General features: G+C 67.0%; 15 protein-coding genes. 7 read left to right on the forward strand and 8 right to left on the reverse strand.

Annotated features, from left to right (window positions below):
• Positions 1–10 precede the first annotated feature (10 nt).
• The 6 genes from J2126_RS15990 to msrB form a co-directional block, all read right to left on the reverse strand.
• Complete coding sequence (locus J2126_RS15990; protein WP_209487888.1) at positions 11–919, reverse strand: peptidylprolyl isomerase; 909 nt, start codon at positions 917–919, stop codon at positions 11–13.
• Between the two features lie 97 nt (positions 920–1,016).
• Positions 1,017–3,440 (reverse strand): LPS-assembly protein LptD, encoded by a 2,424-nt coding sequence (locus J2126_RS15995; protein WP_348634319.1) that lies wholly within the window; start codon positions 3,438–3,440, stop codon positions 1,017–1,019.
• A gap of 110 nt (positions 3,441–3,550) precedes the next feature.
• The gene (lptG, locus tag J2126_RS16000) at positions 3,551–4,648 is read right to left on the reverse strand and encodes an LPS export ABC transporter permease LptG (protein WP_209487890.1); all 1,098 of its coding nucleotides are present in this window, start codon (positions 4,646–4,648) and stop codon (positions 3,551–3,553) included.
• Between the two features lie 2 nt (positions 4,649–4,650).
• Positions 4,651–5,958 carry an LptF/LptG family permease gene (locus J2126_RS16005; RefSeq protein ID WP_209487891.1) on the reverse strand — a complete coding sequence of 436 codons (1,308 nt, stop codon included), beginning with the start codon at positions 5,956–5,958 and terminating at the stop codon, positions 4,651–4,653.
• A 140-nt stretch (positions 5,959–6,098) separates the two neighbouring features.
• Positions 6,099–8,210 (reverse strand): S9 family peptidase, encoded by a 2,112-nt coding sequence (locus J2126_RS16010; protein ID WP_209487892.1) that lies wholly within the window; start codon positions 8,208–8,210, stop codon positions 6,099–6,101.
• On the reverse strand, positions 8,185–8,628 hold the full coding sequence (gene msrB / locus J2126_RS16015; RefSeq protein ID WP_209487893.1) for a peptide-methionine (R)-S-oxide reductase MsrB: 444 nt from the start codon (positions 8,626–8,628) through the stop codon (positions 8,185–8,187). The genes J2126_RS16010 and msrB overlap by 26 nt, the downstream gene beginning before the upstream one ends.
• Before the next feature lie 491 nt (positions 8,629–9,119).
• Here msrB and J2126_RS16020 point away from each other — a divergent pair, with 491 nt between their 5' ends.
• On the forward strand, positions 9,120–9,533 hold the full coding sequence (locus J2126_RS16020) for a MucR family transcriptional regulator (protein ID WP_209487894.1): 414 nt from the start codon (positions 9,120–9,122) through the stop codon (positions 9,531–9,533).
• A gap of 75 nt (positions 9,534–9,608) precedes the next feature.
• Here J2126_RS16020 and J2126_RS16025 read toward each other — a convergent pair whose 3' ends face one another.
• Together J2126_RS16025 and J2126_RS16030 are read right to left on the reverse strand one after the other, a co-directional pair.
• Positions 9,609–11,222, reverse strand: a complete 1,614-nt coding sequence (locus tag J2126_RS16025) for a phosphoenolpyruvate carboxykinase (protein ID WP_348634321.1) — start codon at positions 11,220–11,222, stop codon at positions 9,609–9,611.
• 184 nt (positions 11,223–11,406) lie between these two features.
• Positions 11,407–12,123, reverse strand: a complete 717-nt coding sequence (locus J2126_RS16030) for a HugZ family protein (protein WP_209487896.1) — start codon at positions 12,121–12,123, stop codon at positions 11,407–11,409.
• Between the two features lie 272 nt (positions 12,124–12,395).
• On the opposite strand from J2126_RS16030, the gene J2126_RS16035 reads away from it, so the two are divergent.
• The 6 genes from J2126_RS16035 to J2126_RS16060 all read left to right on the forward strand — a co-directional run bounded on the left by J2126_RS16035 (position 12,396) and on the right by J2126_RS16060 (position 17,874).
• Entirely contained in the window at positions 12,396–13,094 is a 699-nt protein-coding gene (locus tag J2126_RS16035) for a response regulator transcription factor (RefSeq protein WP_029557293.1), read from the forward strand.
• 31 nt (positions 13,095–13,125) lie between these two features.
• Entirely contained in the window at positions 13,126–14,889 is a 1,764-nt protein-coding gene (locus J2126_RS16040; RefSeq protein ID WP_209487897.1) for a sensor histidine kinase, read from the forward strand.
• A gap of 1 nt (position 14,890) precedes the next feature.
• Positions 14,891–15,346, forward strand: a complete 456-nt coding sequence (locus J2126_RS16045) for an HPr kinase/phosphorylase (protein ID WP_209487898.1) — start codon at positions 14,891–14,893, stop codon at positions 15,344–15,346.
• A 108-nt stretch (positions 15,347–15,454) separates the two neighbouring features.
• Positions 15,455–15,856, forward strand: a complete 402-nt coding sequence (locus J2126_RS16050; RefSeq protein ID WP_209487899.1) for a PTS sugar transporter subunit IIA — start codon at positions 15,455–15,457, stop codon at positions 15,854–15,856.
• A 52-nt stretch (positions 15,857–15,908) separates the two neighbouring features.
• Positions 15,909–16,208, forward strand: coding sequence for an HPr family phosphocarrier protein (locus J2126_RS16055; RefSeq protein ID WP_348634403.1), 300 nt, complete (start codon positions 15,909–15,911; stop codon positions 16,206–16,208).
• Between the two features lie 181 nt (positions 16,209–16,389).
• Complete coding sequence (locus tag J2126_RS16060; RefSeq protein WP_209487901.1) at positions 16,390–17,874, forward strand: ATP-binding protein; 1,485 nt, start codon at positions 16,390–16,392, stop codon at positions 17,872–17,874.
• Positions 17,875–17,892 lie beyond the last annotated feature (18 nt).

Genomic DNA, 17,892 nt, shown 5'->3' on the forward strand with positions numbered 1-17,892 from the left:
CCGCCGCCGGTCAGCGACGGTATTCGATCAGTGCCTGCTTGCGCAGCTCGGCCATGAATTTCTTTGATTCCGCGGTGAACTGGCTGGTGGTCAGCTCGTCCTTGATCTCGCGCTTCTGGGAGCTCTCGCCGCGCACCTCGCGCTTGCCGCACATGGCAAAGGTCTCCACCCCGGCCTGGGCGACTTCCGGCGGCGTGAGCCGGCCGACCTCGGTCTTGTCGAGGATCTGCTTGAGCTGGGCGGGCACCTCGGAGGACAGGCGCGTCACCTTGGGGCGCACCACCACCTCCCTCATGGACTTCGCCATCTGCTCGCCGCTGTCGCAATCGGTGAAGCGCGACTTGAGGGCATTGGCCTCGGCGAGGCGGGCGGCGTGGTTGCTGGCGTTGCGCGGAACCACGAAGACGATGGGCATGAGCGTGTATTCGGTGGCGACCATCTGGGTCTCGCCGCGCTTCTGCAGGGCCGCGATCACGTCGGCGTCGCGGATGTTCACCGTGCCCGACCGGGCGCGGACGTACTGGCCCCAGACGTAATCGGCCAGCAGCTTCTGCTTGAAGGTCCGGTCGCCGAGCCCCTGCTGCTTGAAGCCGGACGAGAGCTGCTCGGGCGTACGGCCGGAGCGCTCGGCGATCGAGGCGAACAGGCGGTCGACGTCCTTCTGGTCCACGTCCAATTTGAGGCGGTTGGCCTGCTGGATCTTGATGCGCTCCTCGATCAGTTCCTCCAGTGCTTCCTTGGCGCTGATCGGCTTGCGCTCGATGATGCTGTGGAGGAGCTGGCGCTGGGAGACGTCGTAGCTGGTGACCGGATCGCCGTTGACGACCACCACGACCTGTTGCGCGCGGGCGGGCGAGCCCACCACGAGCGCGGGCAGGAGAAGGGCGGCGGCGAGGAGAAGAAGGCGTGCGAAAGGCATGGTCCTGTCCGGGGGGCTGCCTGCGACTTGTGTCTTCATCCTGTGGCGGCAATGCGGCTGCGCGAGCGTGGCCATGGCGGCCACACTCCAGCCGGCATCAATTCGAGGATTCGGAGCCGAAGCTGGTGGAGAAGCCACCTTCGCCGAGGGTGCGCAGGCCGATGCGGAACATCACCTTGGTCACCGGCGGCGCGTTGGGGCCGTTGAGGGTGTAGTCGGAGATGTAGTTCAGGGCGAGGGTGAAGCAGTCGTCGATGTAGCTCAGGCCGAGCAGGGTGTAGTCCACCTCGCCCGCCGCGAAGTCGTAGCGGATGGCGCCGCGCAACGCCCAGTTGTCGTTCAGCTTGTAGGAGGCATTGGTGTAGATGCCTTCGCGCTGGTCGTAATAGCCGAGCAGCGGCTGCGCCTCGTAGCGGCCGTAGGTGAGAGCCACGTTGAAGCGGTCGATCTCCGCCCGCGCCTGCAGCTCGAACCGCTGCATGGAAAAGTTCTGCTCGTCGAACCGGAAGCGGGTCACGAATTCGAGATATTTGGTGGGCGAGTAGCCGAACTTGGCGATGTAGTCCGACGCCGAGGTCTCAAGGCCCGACTCAAGGCCGGTGTTGGCCATGTCGCCGTAGGCATAGGAATTCTTGCCGAACAGATTGTAGGACTGGCCGACCACGGCGGTGAACAGGCCGCCGCCGTTGATGGCGGCCGTGTAGGTCACGCCGAGGTTCAGGCGGCTGCCGCCCTCCACCCGGTCATAGCCGGAATACTTGTTCACCTCGAACAGGTTGGTGTCGTCGAACACCAGGCTCTGGGCGTCCTCGTTCGGGAACCGGCCGATGTCGCTCTCGTTCGGGCGGATGATGATTTGTGCCCTCGGCTCAATGGTCTGGGTGCCCCAGCTCTCGGCGGAGATGAAGGGGTATTTGTAGTCGAGGCCCACCGCGGGCATGGCGCGGATGAGGTCGTCACTGCCGGACTGGAGCGGGTTCTGGTTGGCGTAGGCGGGGCCGAACTGGTAGCTCGGGGGCAGGTAGGAGGTGTTGACCGAGGCCACGTCCACGCGCGCCGTGACGAACGGTGTCCACTGCTGGCCGAGGGAATCGGTGATGGTCTTCTTCCAGTAGACGTCGCCGGACAAGCGCGTGTAGTCGCCCGGCGCGCCGCGCAGCAGGCATTCCTTCGCGTTCGGCGACCACAGGGTGCAGGCGCCGGTGGGCACGCCGACGGTGCCGATGGCGGACGTCAGCTCGGAGGTGCCGATGAAGTCAGCCTGCTCGCGGGTGAGGCTGGTGAGGTTCATCTTGAACCCGGCCTCGCCGCCCCACAGGGCCTTGTCGTACACCTTGCTGTAGTTGAGCGTGCCGACGATGGGCTGGCGCTGCTGGTCGTCGGTCACTGCGAGGCCGAGGAAATAGAGGCCGCGCAGGTCGAAATAGGAGCGATCACCCTGGCCCGTCAGGTAGACCGTGGAGGTCTTGGTGGTGGTGGTGTCGGGGATCAGGTTGTAATCGCGCAGGAAGGTGCGGTCGGACGCGATGGTGGCATCCCAGCCGAAGGTCCAGAACTTGTTCAGCGCGAAGGCGCCGGAGCTTTCCACCGCGCCGCGGTTGTCGCGGAAGCCGGGCAGCACCTCGGTGAAGCCGTTGGACGTGGTGATGAACTCCTGCGGGTTCTCCTGCACGATGCCGGCGGCGCGGATGGTGTAGCTGCCGTTGATCAGGCGCTGGCGCCATTCGCCCTGCATCAGCACGCCCTGCTGGGTCAGGAAGGCGGGCGTGAGGGTCAGGTCGCGGTCGGGGGCGATGTTCCAGAAGAAGGGAACGGCGACGCCGTAGCCGATCTGGCTGGAGGAGAAGAACTCCGGCATCAGGAAGCCGGTCTTGCGCTTCACCGTCGGGTCGGGCGACGACATGAACGGGAAGTAGGCCACCGGCATGCCGAAAAACTCGACCCAGGCGTCCTGGTAATAGACCATCTTCTCGTCGTCGTTGTGGATGATCTTCTTGGCCTTGATCTGCCACAGCGGCGGCTTGGAGGGGTCGTCCTTGCATGGCTCGCAGGCCGTGTAGACGCCATTCTGGAAGACGGTGATGTTGCCGTCGGTCCGGTCAGCGCGGACGGCGGCGAAATGGGTGTTGTCCGGCGTGTCGAGGCGCAGGGAATCGATGAAGCCCTGCTTGAAGTCCTGCGTCAGCTGGAGCGTGTCCGCCGTGATGATCTTGCCGTCCTTGTCCTTGAGGCGGGCGTTGCCTTCCGCGCGCAGGGTGTTGGCCTTGCGGTCCAGCACCACGCGGTGAGCCTCGAGGGACGAGCCGTCATAATAGATCTGGACGTTGCCGACGGCGGAGACGGTGTCCTTCTGGTAGTCGTATTCGAGCTGGTCGGCCGTCACCAGCATCTTCTGGTTCGGGTCGAGCTGACGCGCGGTGAGCAGGTTGCTGCCCGGCGTGGTGTTCTGGCTCGGCTGTGCGGACTGCGCGCGGGCGCCATCCATCGGCGCGAAGAGGGCGACGAGACCGGCAAGGAACACGCTAAAGGCGGCTGCCGAGGAGACGCGTGCGGACGCGCGACCGCCCGTCCCACGCACCGCAGTGCGAAGGGTCCCGGCAGTCAGCTCAGCGGCGGGGGGATGCCCGACCGTCATCCGTCCTCCCGATGCAACAGAATGAGCGCCCCCAGCAAAATCCCGGTGACTGCTGGAAACCACGCAGCAGCAACGGGATGAACGATTCCAGCCTCTCCGAGATCCTCGGCGAGCTTGGTCCCAACATAAAGCAGAAAGCCCGCAAGCACGCCACCGAGAATCGTCTGGCCCACACCCCCGAACCGGAAGACGCGAAGCCCCACGACCGCGGCAATCAGCACCATTGCCACCAGCAGAAACGGCTTTGCGAGAAGACTCTGGAGCTGGAGGCGGTATTTTTCCGCGCCGAAGCCGGACTGTTCCGCACTGCGAATAGCCGACGGCAGTTGCCAGAACGACACGGTTTCCGGGGCGATCAGCGAATCCTGGATCTGTTTCGGGTCGAGCTTGGTGGCAATCAGGTAGGTATCATAGGAGGCAAGATCGAGGCCCGGGACGAGCACCTTGGCGCCGGTAAGAATCCATGCACCATCTCCCAAAGTTGCAGATTTGGCCTCTACACGCTCCATGAAGTTCCCGGAGGGATCGAACTCGAAAATCACCACGCCCGAGAGCACCCGACCGCCCTGCCGGGAGGACTGGGCCTGGATGATGGACTGTCCGTCCACGCTCTGCTGGCGAATCCAGAAGTCCTTCTTCGACTGCGTGAGCCCTGGCGTGCCGCCGCCGCTGGCGAAGATGTCGCCCTCGATCTGGTTGGCGCGCTCCTTGAAGTCGGCGGAGACGGGGTTGAACACGCAGGTGGCGAAGACGCCCACGAGGAAGGCCACGAGCACCGGCGGGGTAATGAACTGCCAGACCGAAAGCCCCACCGCCCGCGCCACCACCAGCTCCAGCCGGCGCGACAGGATGACGAACGTCACCATTCCGCCGAACAGCACGGCGAAGGGCAGGAGCTGCTCGGTGAAGGCGGGCGCGCGGTAGATGGTGAGGAGGGCGAGAAGGCTCACCGTCACCTGCTCGCGGTCCGCCGTGCGCCGCGCCATCTCCAGGAAGTCCACGAGCACGATCAGCGTGACGCAGGACAGGAAGATCACCGCCACCGCATGCGCGAAGCGCCGCGCGAAATAGAAGCCGAGGATGCGTCCGATCATCGTCAGGCCGCTGCCCGCCGTGCGAATCGCGCCCGGATGGCGGCGCCCAGCGCCGTCAGCGCCGCCGGCGGGGCGATGCGGATCCAGCCCTGCAGGATCATGGCGCAGATGATGACGGTGACGATGGGCAAAGCGTAGATCAGGGGCACCGCCGCCGCATTGGCCTTCAGCTGGCCGGCGATGGCGAAATTGCCGATCTGCACCAGCCCCATGGCCGGGATGATGGCGGTGAGCGCCGCGCCACGGCTCTGGCGGGTGGTGCGCGGCTGGGCGAGCGCGGCGGCGGCGATGGCGAAGAAGGCCATGGGATAGAGCCCCGCCGACAGGCGCTTGTGCAGCTCCTCCCGATATCGTCCGGGGAAAAAGCGCACATACATGTCCTCGGGCGGCGGGCTCATCACATAGGACAGGGGCCGCTCCATGGGCTTGATGTCCACGCCCTTGGTGTCCGGCGCCAGCGAGGAGAGGTCGAAGGCGTAGCGCTGGAATTCCACCACCGAGGAATTGGCCGCCTTGCTCTCGGAACGCCCCTGCTTCTGGTCGCCGGCCGGGGGCTGGGCCGCCGCCGGGGTGCTCTGGTCGGTCTTCTGAGCGGCGAGCTTGGCGCGGGCGGCCGCACGGGCTTCCTCCGGGGTCGGCTGGGGCGTCGCCTCGGTCCTCCACATGTCGCCGCCACGCCGGTGAATGGAGCCGTTTTCCAGCACCAGGAAGATGCCGGCCTTGCTTTCGACGATCTGGCCCCGGTCTGCGAGGTAGGTAGAAACCTCCTTCTCGCGCGCGTCATTGATGAAGATGCCGCGCATCACGCCGTTGGCGGAGCGCTCGCGCACATGGAAGACGAGCCCCTGGGTGAGGTTCACGAAGCGGCCGGGCTGGGCGACGAAGGACACCACGTCCGCGCGCACCTTGGTCACCTGCTCGCGAAAGTTGGTGAGGCTGGCCGGCACCACATGGACCGCCAGTGAGGAACAGAACAGGGAGACCAGGATCGCCAGCACGATGAGCGGGCGCAGCAGGCGCCACGGCCCCATGCCGGCGGCGGCCATGACCACGATCTCGCTGTCCCCGTTGAGCTTGAGCAGCGTGTAGGCGGTCGCGATGAACAGGGCGGCCGGCGCGATCACCAGCACCAGCGTGGGCATGGTGAGGCTGGTGATGGCGATGAAGGCAAGGATGGTCTGGCCCTGGCTCGTCACCAGATCGAGCTGCCGCAGCGCCTGCGTCGCCCAGATCATGCCCGCGAGCACGACCACGACTCCCAGGAAGGCGACAGCCGCCGTGGAGAAGATGTAACGATCCAGACGGCCCATCACAGCATGCCTTTAAATGCGCGGAGCCGCCCCCTCACTCGCATGTCGATCGACAGCGCGCTCTGGATAGCCGGAAGCCGCCCGCCGCGCAAATGCCGGTAGGGAAATGCCCGGCGTCCGCCTGTGAATGGCTGCGCGACTCAGCCGGCGCGGCCAACCGTTCTCAGGGCGAAGAGATAGACCAGCGCCACCTCGTCGAGCCGGTCGAAGCGCCCGGCGGCGCCGCCGTGGCCGGCATCCATATTGGTGCGCAGCAGCAGGGGCCGCCCGCCGGTGTCCGCCGCCCGCAGCCGCGCCATCCATTTCGCCGGCTCCCAATAGGTCACGCGCGGGTCGGTGAGCCCGGCGAGGGCGAAGATGGAGGGGTAGGCCTGCGCGCTTACATTATCCACGGGTGAATAACCCCGGATCCGGTGGAAGGCAGCCTCGTCGGCGATGGGATTACCCCACTCCGGCCATTCCGGCGGGGTCAGGGGAAGGGTGTCGTCCAGCATGGTCGTCAGCACGTCCACGAACGGCACCTCGGCGACGATGCCGGCGAAGAGGTCCGGCCGCATGTTCGCCACCGCTCCCATCAGCATCCCGCCCGCCGAGCCGCCCTGGGCGACGATTCGTTCAGGCTGGGTGAAGCCTTCCGCCACCAGGTGCGCGGCCGCGGCGATGAAATCGGTGAAGGTGTTGGTCTTCTTCGCCAGCTTGCCGTCGGCGTACCAGCGCCAGCCCTTGTCCGTGCCGCCGCGGATGTGGGCGATGGCATAGATGAAGCCGCGGTCCACCAGCGACAGCCGGTTGGTGGCGAAGCCGGCGGGGATGGTGATTCCGTAGGCGCCATAGCCGTAGAGCAGCAGCGGCGCGGAGCCGTCGAGCGGCGTGTCCTTGTGATAGAGCAGGGAGACCGGAACGTTCTCGCCGTCCGCCGCCTTCGCCATCAGGCGGCGCGTCACATAATGCGCCGGGTCGTGACCGGAGGGCACTTCCTGCCGCTTCAGCATTTCGCGGCGGCGGCTTGCCATGTCGTAGTCCCACACCTCGGACGGCGTGGTCATGGACGCATAGGTGAAGCGCAACTGCGTGGTGTCGAAGGCATAGCCGGCCGACATCCCCAGCGCATAGGCCTCCTCGTTGAAGGCGATGGCATGCTCCGCACCATCCGCGAGCGCCCGGATGACGATGCGTGGCAGACCACCCTCGCGTTCCAGGCGGGCCATGTGGCCGCTGAACACCGTGTGACTCAGGATCATGCAGCCCGGACGGTGCGGGACGAGATCGCGCCAGTGGTCGCGCCCGGGCGTGGCGACGGGCGCCACGGTGATCTTGAAGTCTTCCGCGTTGTCGGCGTTGGTCAGGAAGACGAGGGTATCGACGCCGCCGAGGTCGGGATGGTGCTCCACCTCGTAGCGCACACCCTCGGTGCGGGGCGCGATGCAGCGGGGAGGCGCGGCGGGGTCGAGAAGGTCCAAGAGGTGGACCTCGGAAGTCTCGTGGTCGCCGCAGGCAATCAGCCCGTAGCGGCGGGACTGGGTTTCCCCCAGCGAGACGAAGAAGCCCTTGTCCGGCTCCTCATAGATCAGCGTGTCCGTCTCCGGCGCTGTGCCGATGACATGGCGGAAGACGAGGGAGGGGCGGTGCTCGGCGTCGCGGCGGATGTAATAGAGCACGTCCCCGTCGGCGCTCCACAACAGGTCGCCGGTTGTCTCCTCGATGGCGTCGGGCAGGTCGGCGCCGGTCGCAAGGTCACGGATGCGCAGCGAATAGAGCTCGGCGCCGGAGGTGTCGGCGGAATAGGCGAGGCGGCGGTGGTCGGCGCTGTGGCGCCAGTGGCCGAAGTGGAAATAGGCCTTGCCCTCAGCCTCCCTGTCGCCATCGAGGAGGATCTCCTCCTCGCCGTCTGGCAGGGCCTTGCGGCAGGCGAGGGGATGCTGTCCCCCTTCCCGGTGGCGGGAATAATAGGCGAAGGGGCCGTCCGGCGCGGGCACGGAGGAATCATCCTCCTTGATGCGCCCGCGCATTTCCGCGACCAGCCTCGCCTTCAGCTCGCCGAGCGGCGCGAGCCAGGCGTCCGCATAGGCATTCTCGGCTTCAAGGTAAGCCCGGATGTCGCCGTCCAGCACCGAGGGGTCGCGCATGACGGCGCGCCAATTGTCGGCGCGCAGCCAGGCGTAATCGTCGGTGAGGGAAATGCCGTGGACGGTACGGGTCGACGGGCGGCGAGGGGCGCGCGGCGGCTCAGGCGCCACGGTCTGCCTCGCCATCCGGGGTCAGGGAGAGGGCGGTGCCGTTCATGCAGAAGCGCAAGCCGGTCGGCGCCGGGCCATCCGGAAAGACGTGGCCCAGGTGGCTGTCGCAGGATGCGCAGCGCACCTCGATGCGGCGCATGCCGTGGGAGACGTCCTCATGGGTGACGACCGCATCCGGCGACACCGGCTGGAAGAAGCTCGGCCAGCCCGTGCCGGAATTGTACTTGCTCTCGGAGCGGAACAGCGGCGCGCCGCAGGCGACGCAGGAATAGAGGCCGGCGCGCTTCTCGTCCCAGTAGGGGCCGGTGAAGGCGCGCTCGGTGCCGGCCTGGCGGGTGATTCGGAACTGCTCCGGCGTGAGGCAGGAACGCCATTCGCTTTCGCTCTTCACGACCTTGGTGTGGTCCGCGTCGGAAGGGGCAGAGGTGGGCATGGAGGAACCCCGGTCTGATCTGTGGCAGAGGTAGGCATTCCCAATGGCGACGGCAAGGCTCTCCCGATCACATGCCCGCGGGCGTGCCTGTTGCCGTGGCTGTCGGCGGGGCGGCGGAGGGGACGCGCAGATCTGCGATCTTGAGTCACCTGACGAAGATGAGCCGCATTGCCGAAATATCGGTTGCAAAGTTGAAACTGCGAAACTAACACGGTCTCTACAGGGGCCATCGCAGCATCCGTGCGTGGGCGACTGATCAGGGTATGTACACTGTCCGGGGTTCGGACACTTTGGGTCTGCGGACCATCGAGACGGGGCGCCGCGAAAGCGTCTCGGGAGTGTGCTGCGTCTTGGGGGTGCCTTGGCTGCACTGGGCTCCACCTTTCTGGCGCGCGCCGAGTTCTCGGCTGCGCGTGTCCTGATTGTCCGGAACCGCGAAACCTGACCGACGGCGCAGTCCTCTCAAGCCATCTCAACGCGAAGCAGATCCCATGAGCGACACAACGGAACAGACGGCCTTCATCGAGCTCGCGACGGACATCATCTCCGCCTATGTCGGCAACAACACGGTCGCCGCGACCGAGCTGCCGGCCCTCATCAACGACGTCTTCCTCGCCCTCACGCGCCTCGGCACCGGCGAGGCGCCGGCCGGCGCGGAGCCGCTGAAGCCGGCGGTTGCGGTGAAGCGCTCCGTGCATCCGGACTTCATCATCTGCCTGGAGGACGGCAAGAAGTTCAAGTCGCTGAAGCGCCACCTGCGCACGCACTATGACATGACGCCCGAGCAGTATCGCGAGAAGTGGGGCCTGCCGGCCGACTATCCCATGGTCGCCCCCAATTATGCCGCCGCCCGCTCCGAGCTCGCCAAGCAGATGGGTCTCGGCCAGCAGCGCCGCCGCAGCTGAACGGCTTCTCCCTGAAAGACAAAGGCCCGGCGCGCTGCGCCGGGCCTTTTTGCTTTGGGCTTCTGGAGAGGCCGCTCACTCCGCGGCGATGCGCACCTGCGGCTGGGCATCGCGCACGGCGGCGTCCACATGGGTCTCGAAGCGCGCGAAGTTGTCGCGGAACATGGAGACCAGCCGGCGCGCAGTGGCGTCGAACTCCGCTTTGTCCGCCCAGGTCTTGGACGGATAGAGGATGTGCGGCTCGATGCCCGGCACGGAGGTGGGCACCTCGAAGCCGAAATAGGGATCGGTGCGGAACGAGGCGCCCTTGAGCGAGCCGTCGAGCACCGCAGTCAGCAGCGTGCGGGTCACCTTGATGGGCATGCGCCGGCCGGTGCCGAACTTGCCGCCGGTCCAGCCGGTGTTCACCAGCCAGCAGTCCACGCCGTGCTCGGCGATGAGGTCGCGCAGCAGATTGCCGTAGACGGACGGATGTCGCGGCATGAAGGGCGCGCCGAAGCAGGTGGAGAAGGTGGCTTCGGGGTCCTTCACGCCCTTCTCGGTGCCCGCGACCTTCGCCGTGTAGCCGGAGAGGAAGTGATACATCGCCTGCGCCGGGGTGAGCCGCGCGATGGGCGGCAGCACGCCGAACGCGTCGCAGGTAAGCATCACCACGTTCTTCGGCTGGCCGGCGCGGCCGGTGGGGCTGGCGTTGGGGATGAAGGCGAGGGGATAGCAGGAGCGGGTGTTCTCGGTGAGGCTGCCGTCGTCGAAGTCGGGCACGCCGGTCACCTTGTCGAGCACCACATTCTCCAGCACCGTGCCGAAGCGGTTGGAGGCGGCGAAAATCTCGGGCTCGGCCTCCGCCGAGAGGCGGATGGTCTTGGCGTAGCAGCCGCCCTCGAAGTTGAAGACGCCGTCCTTGCTCCAGCCGTGCTCGTCATCGCCGATAAGCGTGCGGTTGGGATCGGCCGAAAGCGTGGTCTTGCCGGTGCCGGACAGGCCGAAGAACAGGCAGACGTCGCCCTGCTCTCCGACGTTGGCCGAGCAGTGCATGGGCATGATGCCCTTCTTCGGCAGGATGTAGTTCAGCGCGGTGAACACCGACTTCTTCATCTCGCCCGCGTAGGACGAATTGCCGATGAGCACGATGCCGCGAGAGAAATCCACCGCGATCACCGTCTCCGAGCGAACCCCGTGGCGCGCCGGATCGGCCTTGAACGACGGCAGGTCGATGATGGTCATTTCCGGCACGAAGCCGTCAAGCTCGGCCCGCTCGGGGCGGCGCAGCATGGTGCGGATGAACAGGGAGTGCCAGGCGAACTCGGTGTAGACGCGCACCTTGATGCGCGAGGCCGGATCGGCGCCGCCATAGAGATCCTGCGCGAACAGGGTCTTGTCCTCGGCCTCCTTCAGGAAGTCCTGATAGAGCGCCTCGAACTGCGCCGGCGTGATGGCGCCGTTGTTGTCCCACCAGACCTCGCTCTCGGTATTGGCGTCGCGCACCACGAACTTGTCCTTGGGGCTGCGGCCGGTGTGGGCGCCGGTCACGGCCATCAGCGCGCCGCCGGAGGACAGATGCCCCTCCTTGTGCGCCAGCGCGTGCTCGTAGAGGGCGGGCTCCAGAAGATTCCAATGCACCGCCGTGAGATGCTTGAGGCCGAACGTGTCCGCGCCGCAGGCGCTGTTCCGGTGACCGGTTTCGAGCACGAAAAATCCTCCAAATTCCCGCCGGCGTGACGCCGGCATTCAAGCCGCCATCCCGCTCTCACAGAGTTATGCGGGAGGTGTCGGGCCGGGGATGTCTTTGCGCATCCCTCGAAGCCGCGGCGAGCACGCTAGAGGGAGTTGGCCGTCAAGGAAACTCCGACGAAAGCAGATTAAACGTTTAAATTCAGGCTGCCGTCCCGCGTCGAGCGTCAGTGACAAGCTTCACCAGTTCTTGCCGCACTGCAGCAAGGTCTTCGGTGCGTCGGGTGAAATCCAGGCGCCGCACAAGATCGCCGCAGATCAGTTCGCAGCCCTCAGGATCGAGCGACAGCATCCGCCACTTGCCATCGGGCGCGCCGAGGAGAACGGTGGCGTAGAGATGCACGGCGTCGGCATGGTCCTCGTTCATGTGCGCGATCACGCCCTCCGCCCCACCGGCCAGCGCCTCCGCTCCCTGCCAGGAGGTGACCAGCATTTCTCCCGGCACGTCGACGATGCGGCCGAAGCCCTCGACCAGATGCGCCTCGGATATGTCGATGGCATAGAAGGCGAAATCCGTAAAATCGGCATAGCCCGCAGCGGCCTCATGCCGGGCGAGATAGCGGGCGCGCACCTCCGGGGCCGGGGCGGGGACGATGCGCCCGACAAGGCTGGCGCGCGGGGCGTTCAACGGGTCGTCGGCGCCGGCGGCCGAAACGAGGAGGGAGACGCGCGCGTCGCCGGCGATGTTGCGGGTGTGCCGGGCAAGGCGGGAGATGAGCAGCGTCGGCCTGCCCTCGGGGTCTGTGGCCACGGCCACCAGGGAGGCATAAGGCGCGCCGTCACCCTCCAGCGTTGCAAGGGCGCCGAATCGGGCCTCGCGCACGAGGTGGCGGACGGCGGTCGCGGACGGCTTGGTCATGGTCTCCTCCCACGGGGCGGTGCCACGATGCTCCCGCGCGGCGTGCCGGCGCAAGGGGCGACGCGCCGCTGGGGAAAGTGCAACGCTGATTAAGGCTATTCCGCCGACGCCATTTGGTGTCGGTGGAGAATCCCGCTACTTTGCGTCAAACGAGTCTTGTGTGTCACATTTCGGCCACGCGAACGCGGTTCACCGCAAGATGCGGCCGCAACAGGTGGCCGGCTTGAAGGCCCGTGTTCAGCGGACCGCCCGGACGGCTCCAAAGAGGTGTCATGCCCACGATCGCCCTTGTCGACGACGACCGCAACATCCTGACCTCGGTCTCCATCGCCCTGGAGGCGGAGGGCTACCGCATCGACACCTACACGGACGGCGCCTCGGCTCTCGACGGGTTCAAGACCAACCCGCCGGACCTCGCCATCCTGGATATCAAGATGCCCCGCATGGACGGCATGGAGCTGCTGCGCCGCCTGCGCCAGAAGACCGACATGCCGGTGATCTTCCTCACCTCCAAGGACGAGGAGATCGACGAATTGTTCGGCCTCAAGATGGGCGCCGACGATTTCATCAAGAAGCCGTTCTCCCAGCGCCTGCTGGTGGAGCGGGTGAAGGCGGTGCTGCGCCGCGCCGGAGCCAAGGACGGCGCCGCCCCGCGTGAGGTGGACAGCGCCAAGGTTCTCGAGCGCGGCAACCTGCGCATGGACCCCGAACGCCACACCTGCACCTGGAAGGCCGAGCCGGTGACGCTCACCGTCACCGAATTCCTGATCCTCCAGGCGCTCGCCCAGCGCCCGGGCGTGGTCAAGAGCCGCAACGCCCTGATGGACGCGGCCTATGACGATCAGGTCTATGTGGACGACCGCACCATCGACAGCCACATCAAGCGGCTGCGCAAGAAGTTCAAGTCGGTGGACGATTCCTTCGAGATGATCGAGACCCTGTACGGCGTCGGCTACCGGTTCAAGGAGTGATCCGGGCCGCGCGCGGCAGGTTCGGCGCCAAATGACGGTCGAGACCAACGAAGCGCCGCTGGAGCGCCCGAGCGAGCCGGCGGGCGGCATTCTCGCCACCGTCCGGCGGGTGCGCCGCTTTGTGGCGTTCAAGGGCTTCTCGTCGCTTACGCGGCGCATCGTGCTCCTGAACCTTGCTGGCCTGTGCGCGCTGGTCTCCGGCATCCTGTATCTGTCGGAATTCCGCTCCGGCCTCATCGACGCGCGCATCCAGAGCCTTCTGGTGCAGGGCGAGATCATTGCCGCGGCCATCGCCTCCTCGGCGCAGGTGGAGACCAACGCCATCACGCTCGATCCCGATCGCCTGCTGGAATTGCAGGCGGGGGAGAGCTACGGCCCCGAGGACGGCTTCGCGCCGCTGGAATTCCCCATCAATCCCGAGCGGGTCGCCCCCGTGCTGCGCCGCCTCGTCGGCCCCACCCGCACCCGCGCCCGCATTTACGATCGGGAAGGCCAGCTGCTGCTGGATTCCCGCTCGCTCTATTCGCGCGGCGAGATCCTGCGCTTCGATCTGCCCTCGCCCAACGAGCCGAAGCCCGGTTTCCTGGAGCGCGCGTGGCTGGGGCTTCAGCTGTGGTTCGGTCGGGGCGACCTGCCGCTCTACCGGGAGATGGGGCCGCAGGCCGGCAAGAGCTATCCGGAGGTCGCCTCCGCGGCGCTCGGCACCAAGGCCAGCGAGGTGCGGGTGGACGAGCGCGGGCAGGTGGTTGTCTCCGTCGCGGTGCCCATCCAGCGCTTCCGCGCCATCCTCGGCGTGCTGCTGCTCTCGACCCAGAGTGGCGAGATCGACGCGGCGGTGAAGGCCGAGCGCTTCGTCATCGTGCGCGTCTTCCTTGTCGCGGCGGCGGTGATGGTGCTGCTCTCCGTGCTGCTCGCCGGCACCATCGCCGATCCCGTGCGCAAGCTGGCGGCCGCCGCCGAGCGGGTGCGCCGGCGTATCAAGACCCGCGTGGAAATTCCCGATTTCACCGCCCGCGCCGACGAAATCGGCCATCTCTCCGGCGCCCTGCGCGACATGACGAGCGCGCTCTACAACCGCATCGAGGCCATCGAGAGTTTCGCGGCGGATGTGGCGCACGAATTGAAGAATCCGCTCACCTCCCTGCGCAGCGCGGTGGAAACGCTTCCGCTCGCCAAGACCGATTCCTCCCGCTCGCGGCTGCTGGAGGTGATCCAGCACGACGTGAAGCGTCTCGACCGCCTGATCTCCGACATCTCCGACGCCAGCCGCCTCGACGCCGAGCTGCAGCGGCAGGAGGCCGTGACGGTGGACCTGAAGCAGCTTCTGGAGATGGTGGTCGGCCTTGCCCAGGACGTGCGCAAGGACGATGGCGTGAACGTCTCCCTCGCCTTCGAACGCGCGGCGGGGGCGCCGCAGGACTTCAATATCGCCGGCCACGCCTCCCGCCTCGGGCAGGTGGTGGACAATCTCGTCTCCAACGCCCGCTCCTTCTCGCCCCAGGGCGGCTCGGTTCGCGTCATCTGCCGGCGCGTCAAGGACGGGGCCGAGATCGTTGTGGACGACGACGGGCCGGGCATCCGCCCCGACGCCCTCTCGCGCATCTTCGAGCGCTTCTACACCGATCGCCCGCATCAGGGCTTCGGCCAGAATTCCGGCCTCGGCCTCTCCATCTCGCGGCAGATCGTGGAGGCCCACGGCGGGCGCATCTGGGCCGAGAACCGCACCGTCACCGACCCCGACGGCACCCCCCATGTGACCGGCGCCCGCTTCATCGTGCGCCTGCCGGCCGGCTGACATGACAGCGGACGCGCCGCCCACCCTCCACGCCAGCTGCGTCGCCGTGGGGGATGCGGGGCTCCTCATCCGCGGGCCGTCGGGCTCCGGAAAATCCACGCTCGCGCTGCGCCTTATCCTCGACGGCCCCAGCGTCCTGCCACCGGCCGAGCTTGTGGCGGACGACCGGGTGGTGCTTGCGGTCGAGGGTGGTATGCTGATCGCTCGTCCACCGCCTCTGCTTGCGGGCCTCATCGAGCTTCGCGGTATTGGTGTGCGGCGCATGGCGCACCGTTCGCACGTCGCAGTGCGGCACGTGGTCGATCTGAGGGCATCGGAAATGGCGCGGATGCCGGAGCCGGCCGAACTCCGGGACAACATCCAAGGTATTGAAATTTCGCGGATTCCCGTCCGTGACCTAGCGCTCGCGCCGCTCGTAATCGCTTGCATTCTCAGAACGCAGGCTTACGAAAACTAAATGTGCTTTTGTGCGTTGCACCCCTTGCGTAATTTTTGAGCCCCTCTGAATATGGCCATCCCGCAGCGCGGGAGGCCTTCATCCGGGGGAGGTGAGGGCGGAGGAAGCATGATCGGTCTCGTCCTCGTCACACATGGCCGTCTGGCAGATGAATTCTGCTCCGCGCTGGAGCACGTTATGGGCCCGCAGGCCCAGATCGCCGCTGTCACCATCGGTCCTGAAGACGACATGGAGCGGCGGCGTCAGGACATCATCGACGCGGTGGACCGCGTGCGCACCGGCGACGGGGTGGTGATCCTGACCGACATGTTCGGGGGAACGCCCTCGAACCTCGCGATCTCGGTGATGAACACGCCCGACGTCGAAGTGGTGGCGGGCATCAACCTGCCCATGCTGGTCAAGCTCGCCAAGGTGCGCGGGGAGATGCCGCTGGCCCAGGCCGTGGACGTCGCCCAGGAAGCCGGTAGGAAATACATCAATGTCGCAAGCCGCGTCCTCTCCGGTAACTGAGCTTTTCGCCGACGCCGGCTGTGAGCCGGCCGGCTGTGTCGAAGACCCGGCCATTGCCTGCGGCCGGCCCATCGCCCCCGAGGCGCTGGTGCGCGTGCTACCCATCATCAACAAGCGCGGCCTCCACGCCCGCGCCTCCGCCAAGTTCGTGCAGACGGTGGAGCGCTTCGACGCCATGGTCACCGTGTGCCGCAGCGGCGAGGCGGTGGGCGGAAACTCCATCATGGGCCTGATGATGCTTGCAGCCGGGCCAGGCACCTGCGTCACCGTCACCGCAACCGGCCGCGAAGCCTCTGATGTCATCGAGGCCCTCGGGACCCTCGTCGCGGATCGCTTCGGCGAGGAAGAATAGGGCAGGCGCCCAGCCCGCACGTCGGCGGGCACGCAAAAGCGCGAGCGCTGCCGCTCGGCCGTTTACCTCAAATTGAGGTTGCTCTGGCTCAGCCCCGAATGGTTGCCTATTTCTTAATTCTGATCCCTCGCGCACTGGGCCCGATGGATCCGGGACGGGCCTTCCCCCCGTATCAGATACGATGTTCGAGCCGAGGAGCCATAAGCCCGAGGAGGCACCGGCGCCCAAGCGCCGCCGGTGGAGCCTCGGCTTGTCGGCAAAGCTGCTCGCCTTGACGGTGGCGGTGGTGGCCACGGCGGAAATCGCCGTGCTGGTGCCGACCATCGCCAACTACCGCATCGCCTGGCTGTCCGACCGCCTCGCCGCCGCCCGCACCGCCGCCCTCGTCCTCGACGCCGCGCCCCAGGATGGCGTGACGGCGGACCTCACCCGCGAGCTTCTGGACAGCGTGGGCGCCAAGGTGATCGTGGTGAAGCGCGAAGGCACCCGCCGCCTTCTCGCCGCCTCCGACATGCCGCCCGAGGCCAATGTGCATATCGACATGCGCGAGACCACGCTGTGGAGCGCGGTGCACGATGCGCTGGACACGCTGGTCTCGGAGAATGGTCGCATCCTGCGCATTGTCGGCGAGCCGCCGCGCGGTGCGGACTTCATCGAGATCGTGCTGAGCGAGACGCCACTGCGCATCGCGCTGCTGCGGTTCGCGGCCACCGTGCTGCTGATCTCGCTGGCCGTGGCGGTGGCGGCGGGCGTGCTGGTCTATGTCAGCCTCAACTGGCTGTTCGTGCGCCCCATGCGGCGCCTCACCGAGCGCATGTCCGCCTTCCAGAACGATCCGGAGGACGCCTCGCGCATCATCGTGCCCTCCGGCCGTTCGGACGAGATCGGCACGGCGGAGGAGGCGCTGGCGGAGATGCAGCGCGAGCTCTCCCACACCCTGCACCAGAAGAGCCACCTCGCGGCCCTCGGCCTCGCCGTGTCGAAGATCAACCACGATCTGCGCAACCTCCTGTCATCGGCTCAGCTGCTGTCGGACCGCCTCGCGTCCGTGCCGGACCCGACGGTCCAGCGGTTCGCGCCGAAGCTGCTCGCCGCCCTCGACCGCGCCATCCATTATTGCGAGCAGACCCTCTCCTACGGCCGCGCCAAGGAGCCGCTGCCGGAGCGGCGCGACGTGCAGCTGGCCCATCTGTTCGAGGAGGTGCGCGAGACCCTCGGCCTTTCGTCTGGCAGCGGTGCCAGCGTTGGCTGGGTGGTGGACGTGGAGCGCGGCCTTACCGCGGACGCGGATCCCGACCAACTGTTCCGGGTCATCCTCAACATCACCCGCAATGCCCTTCAGGCGCTGGAGGCGCGGGCGCCGCTCGATCCCGAGCGCGACCAGATCCGCATCCGCGCCCGCCGCAAGGGGCCTGTTGTGGAGATCGAACTGAGCGACACCGGCCCCGGCATCCCCGCAGCCCGGCGAGACCATCTGTTCGAGGCCTTCGTCTCCTCGGCGCGACGCGGCGGGACCGGGCTGGGCCTGCCCATCGCCGACGAACTCGTGCGCGCCCACGGCGGCCACATCCGCCTTTTGGACACCAAGACCGGCACGACCTTCAGCATCACCATCCCCGACCAGCCGGAAAGCCGCCATCACCGCCGCGAGCGCATCCGGGCGTGATGCGCCGAGTTTTCCACA

The organism is Xanthobacter flavus (genome assembly GCF_017875275.1).
In the GTDB taxonomy this organism is placed as follows: domain Bacteria; phylum Pseudomonadota; class Alphaproteobacteria; order Rhizobiales; family Xanthobacteraceae; genus Xanthobacter; species Xanthobacter flavus_A.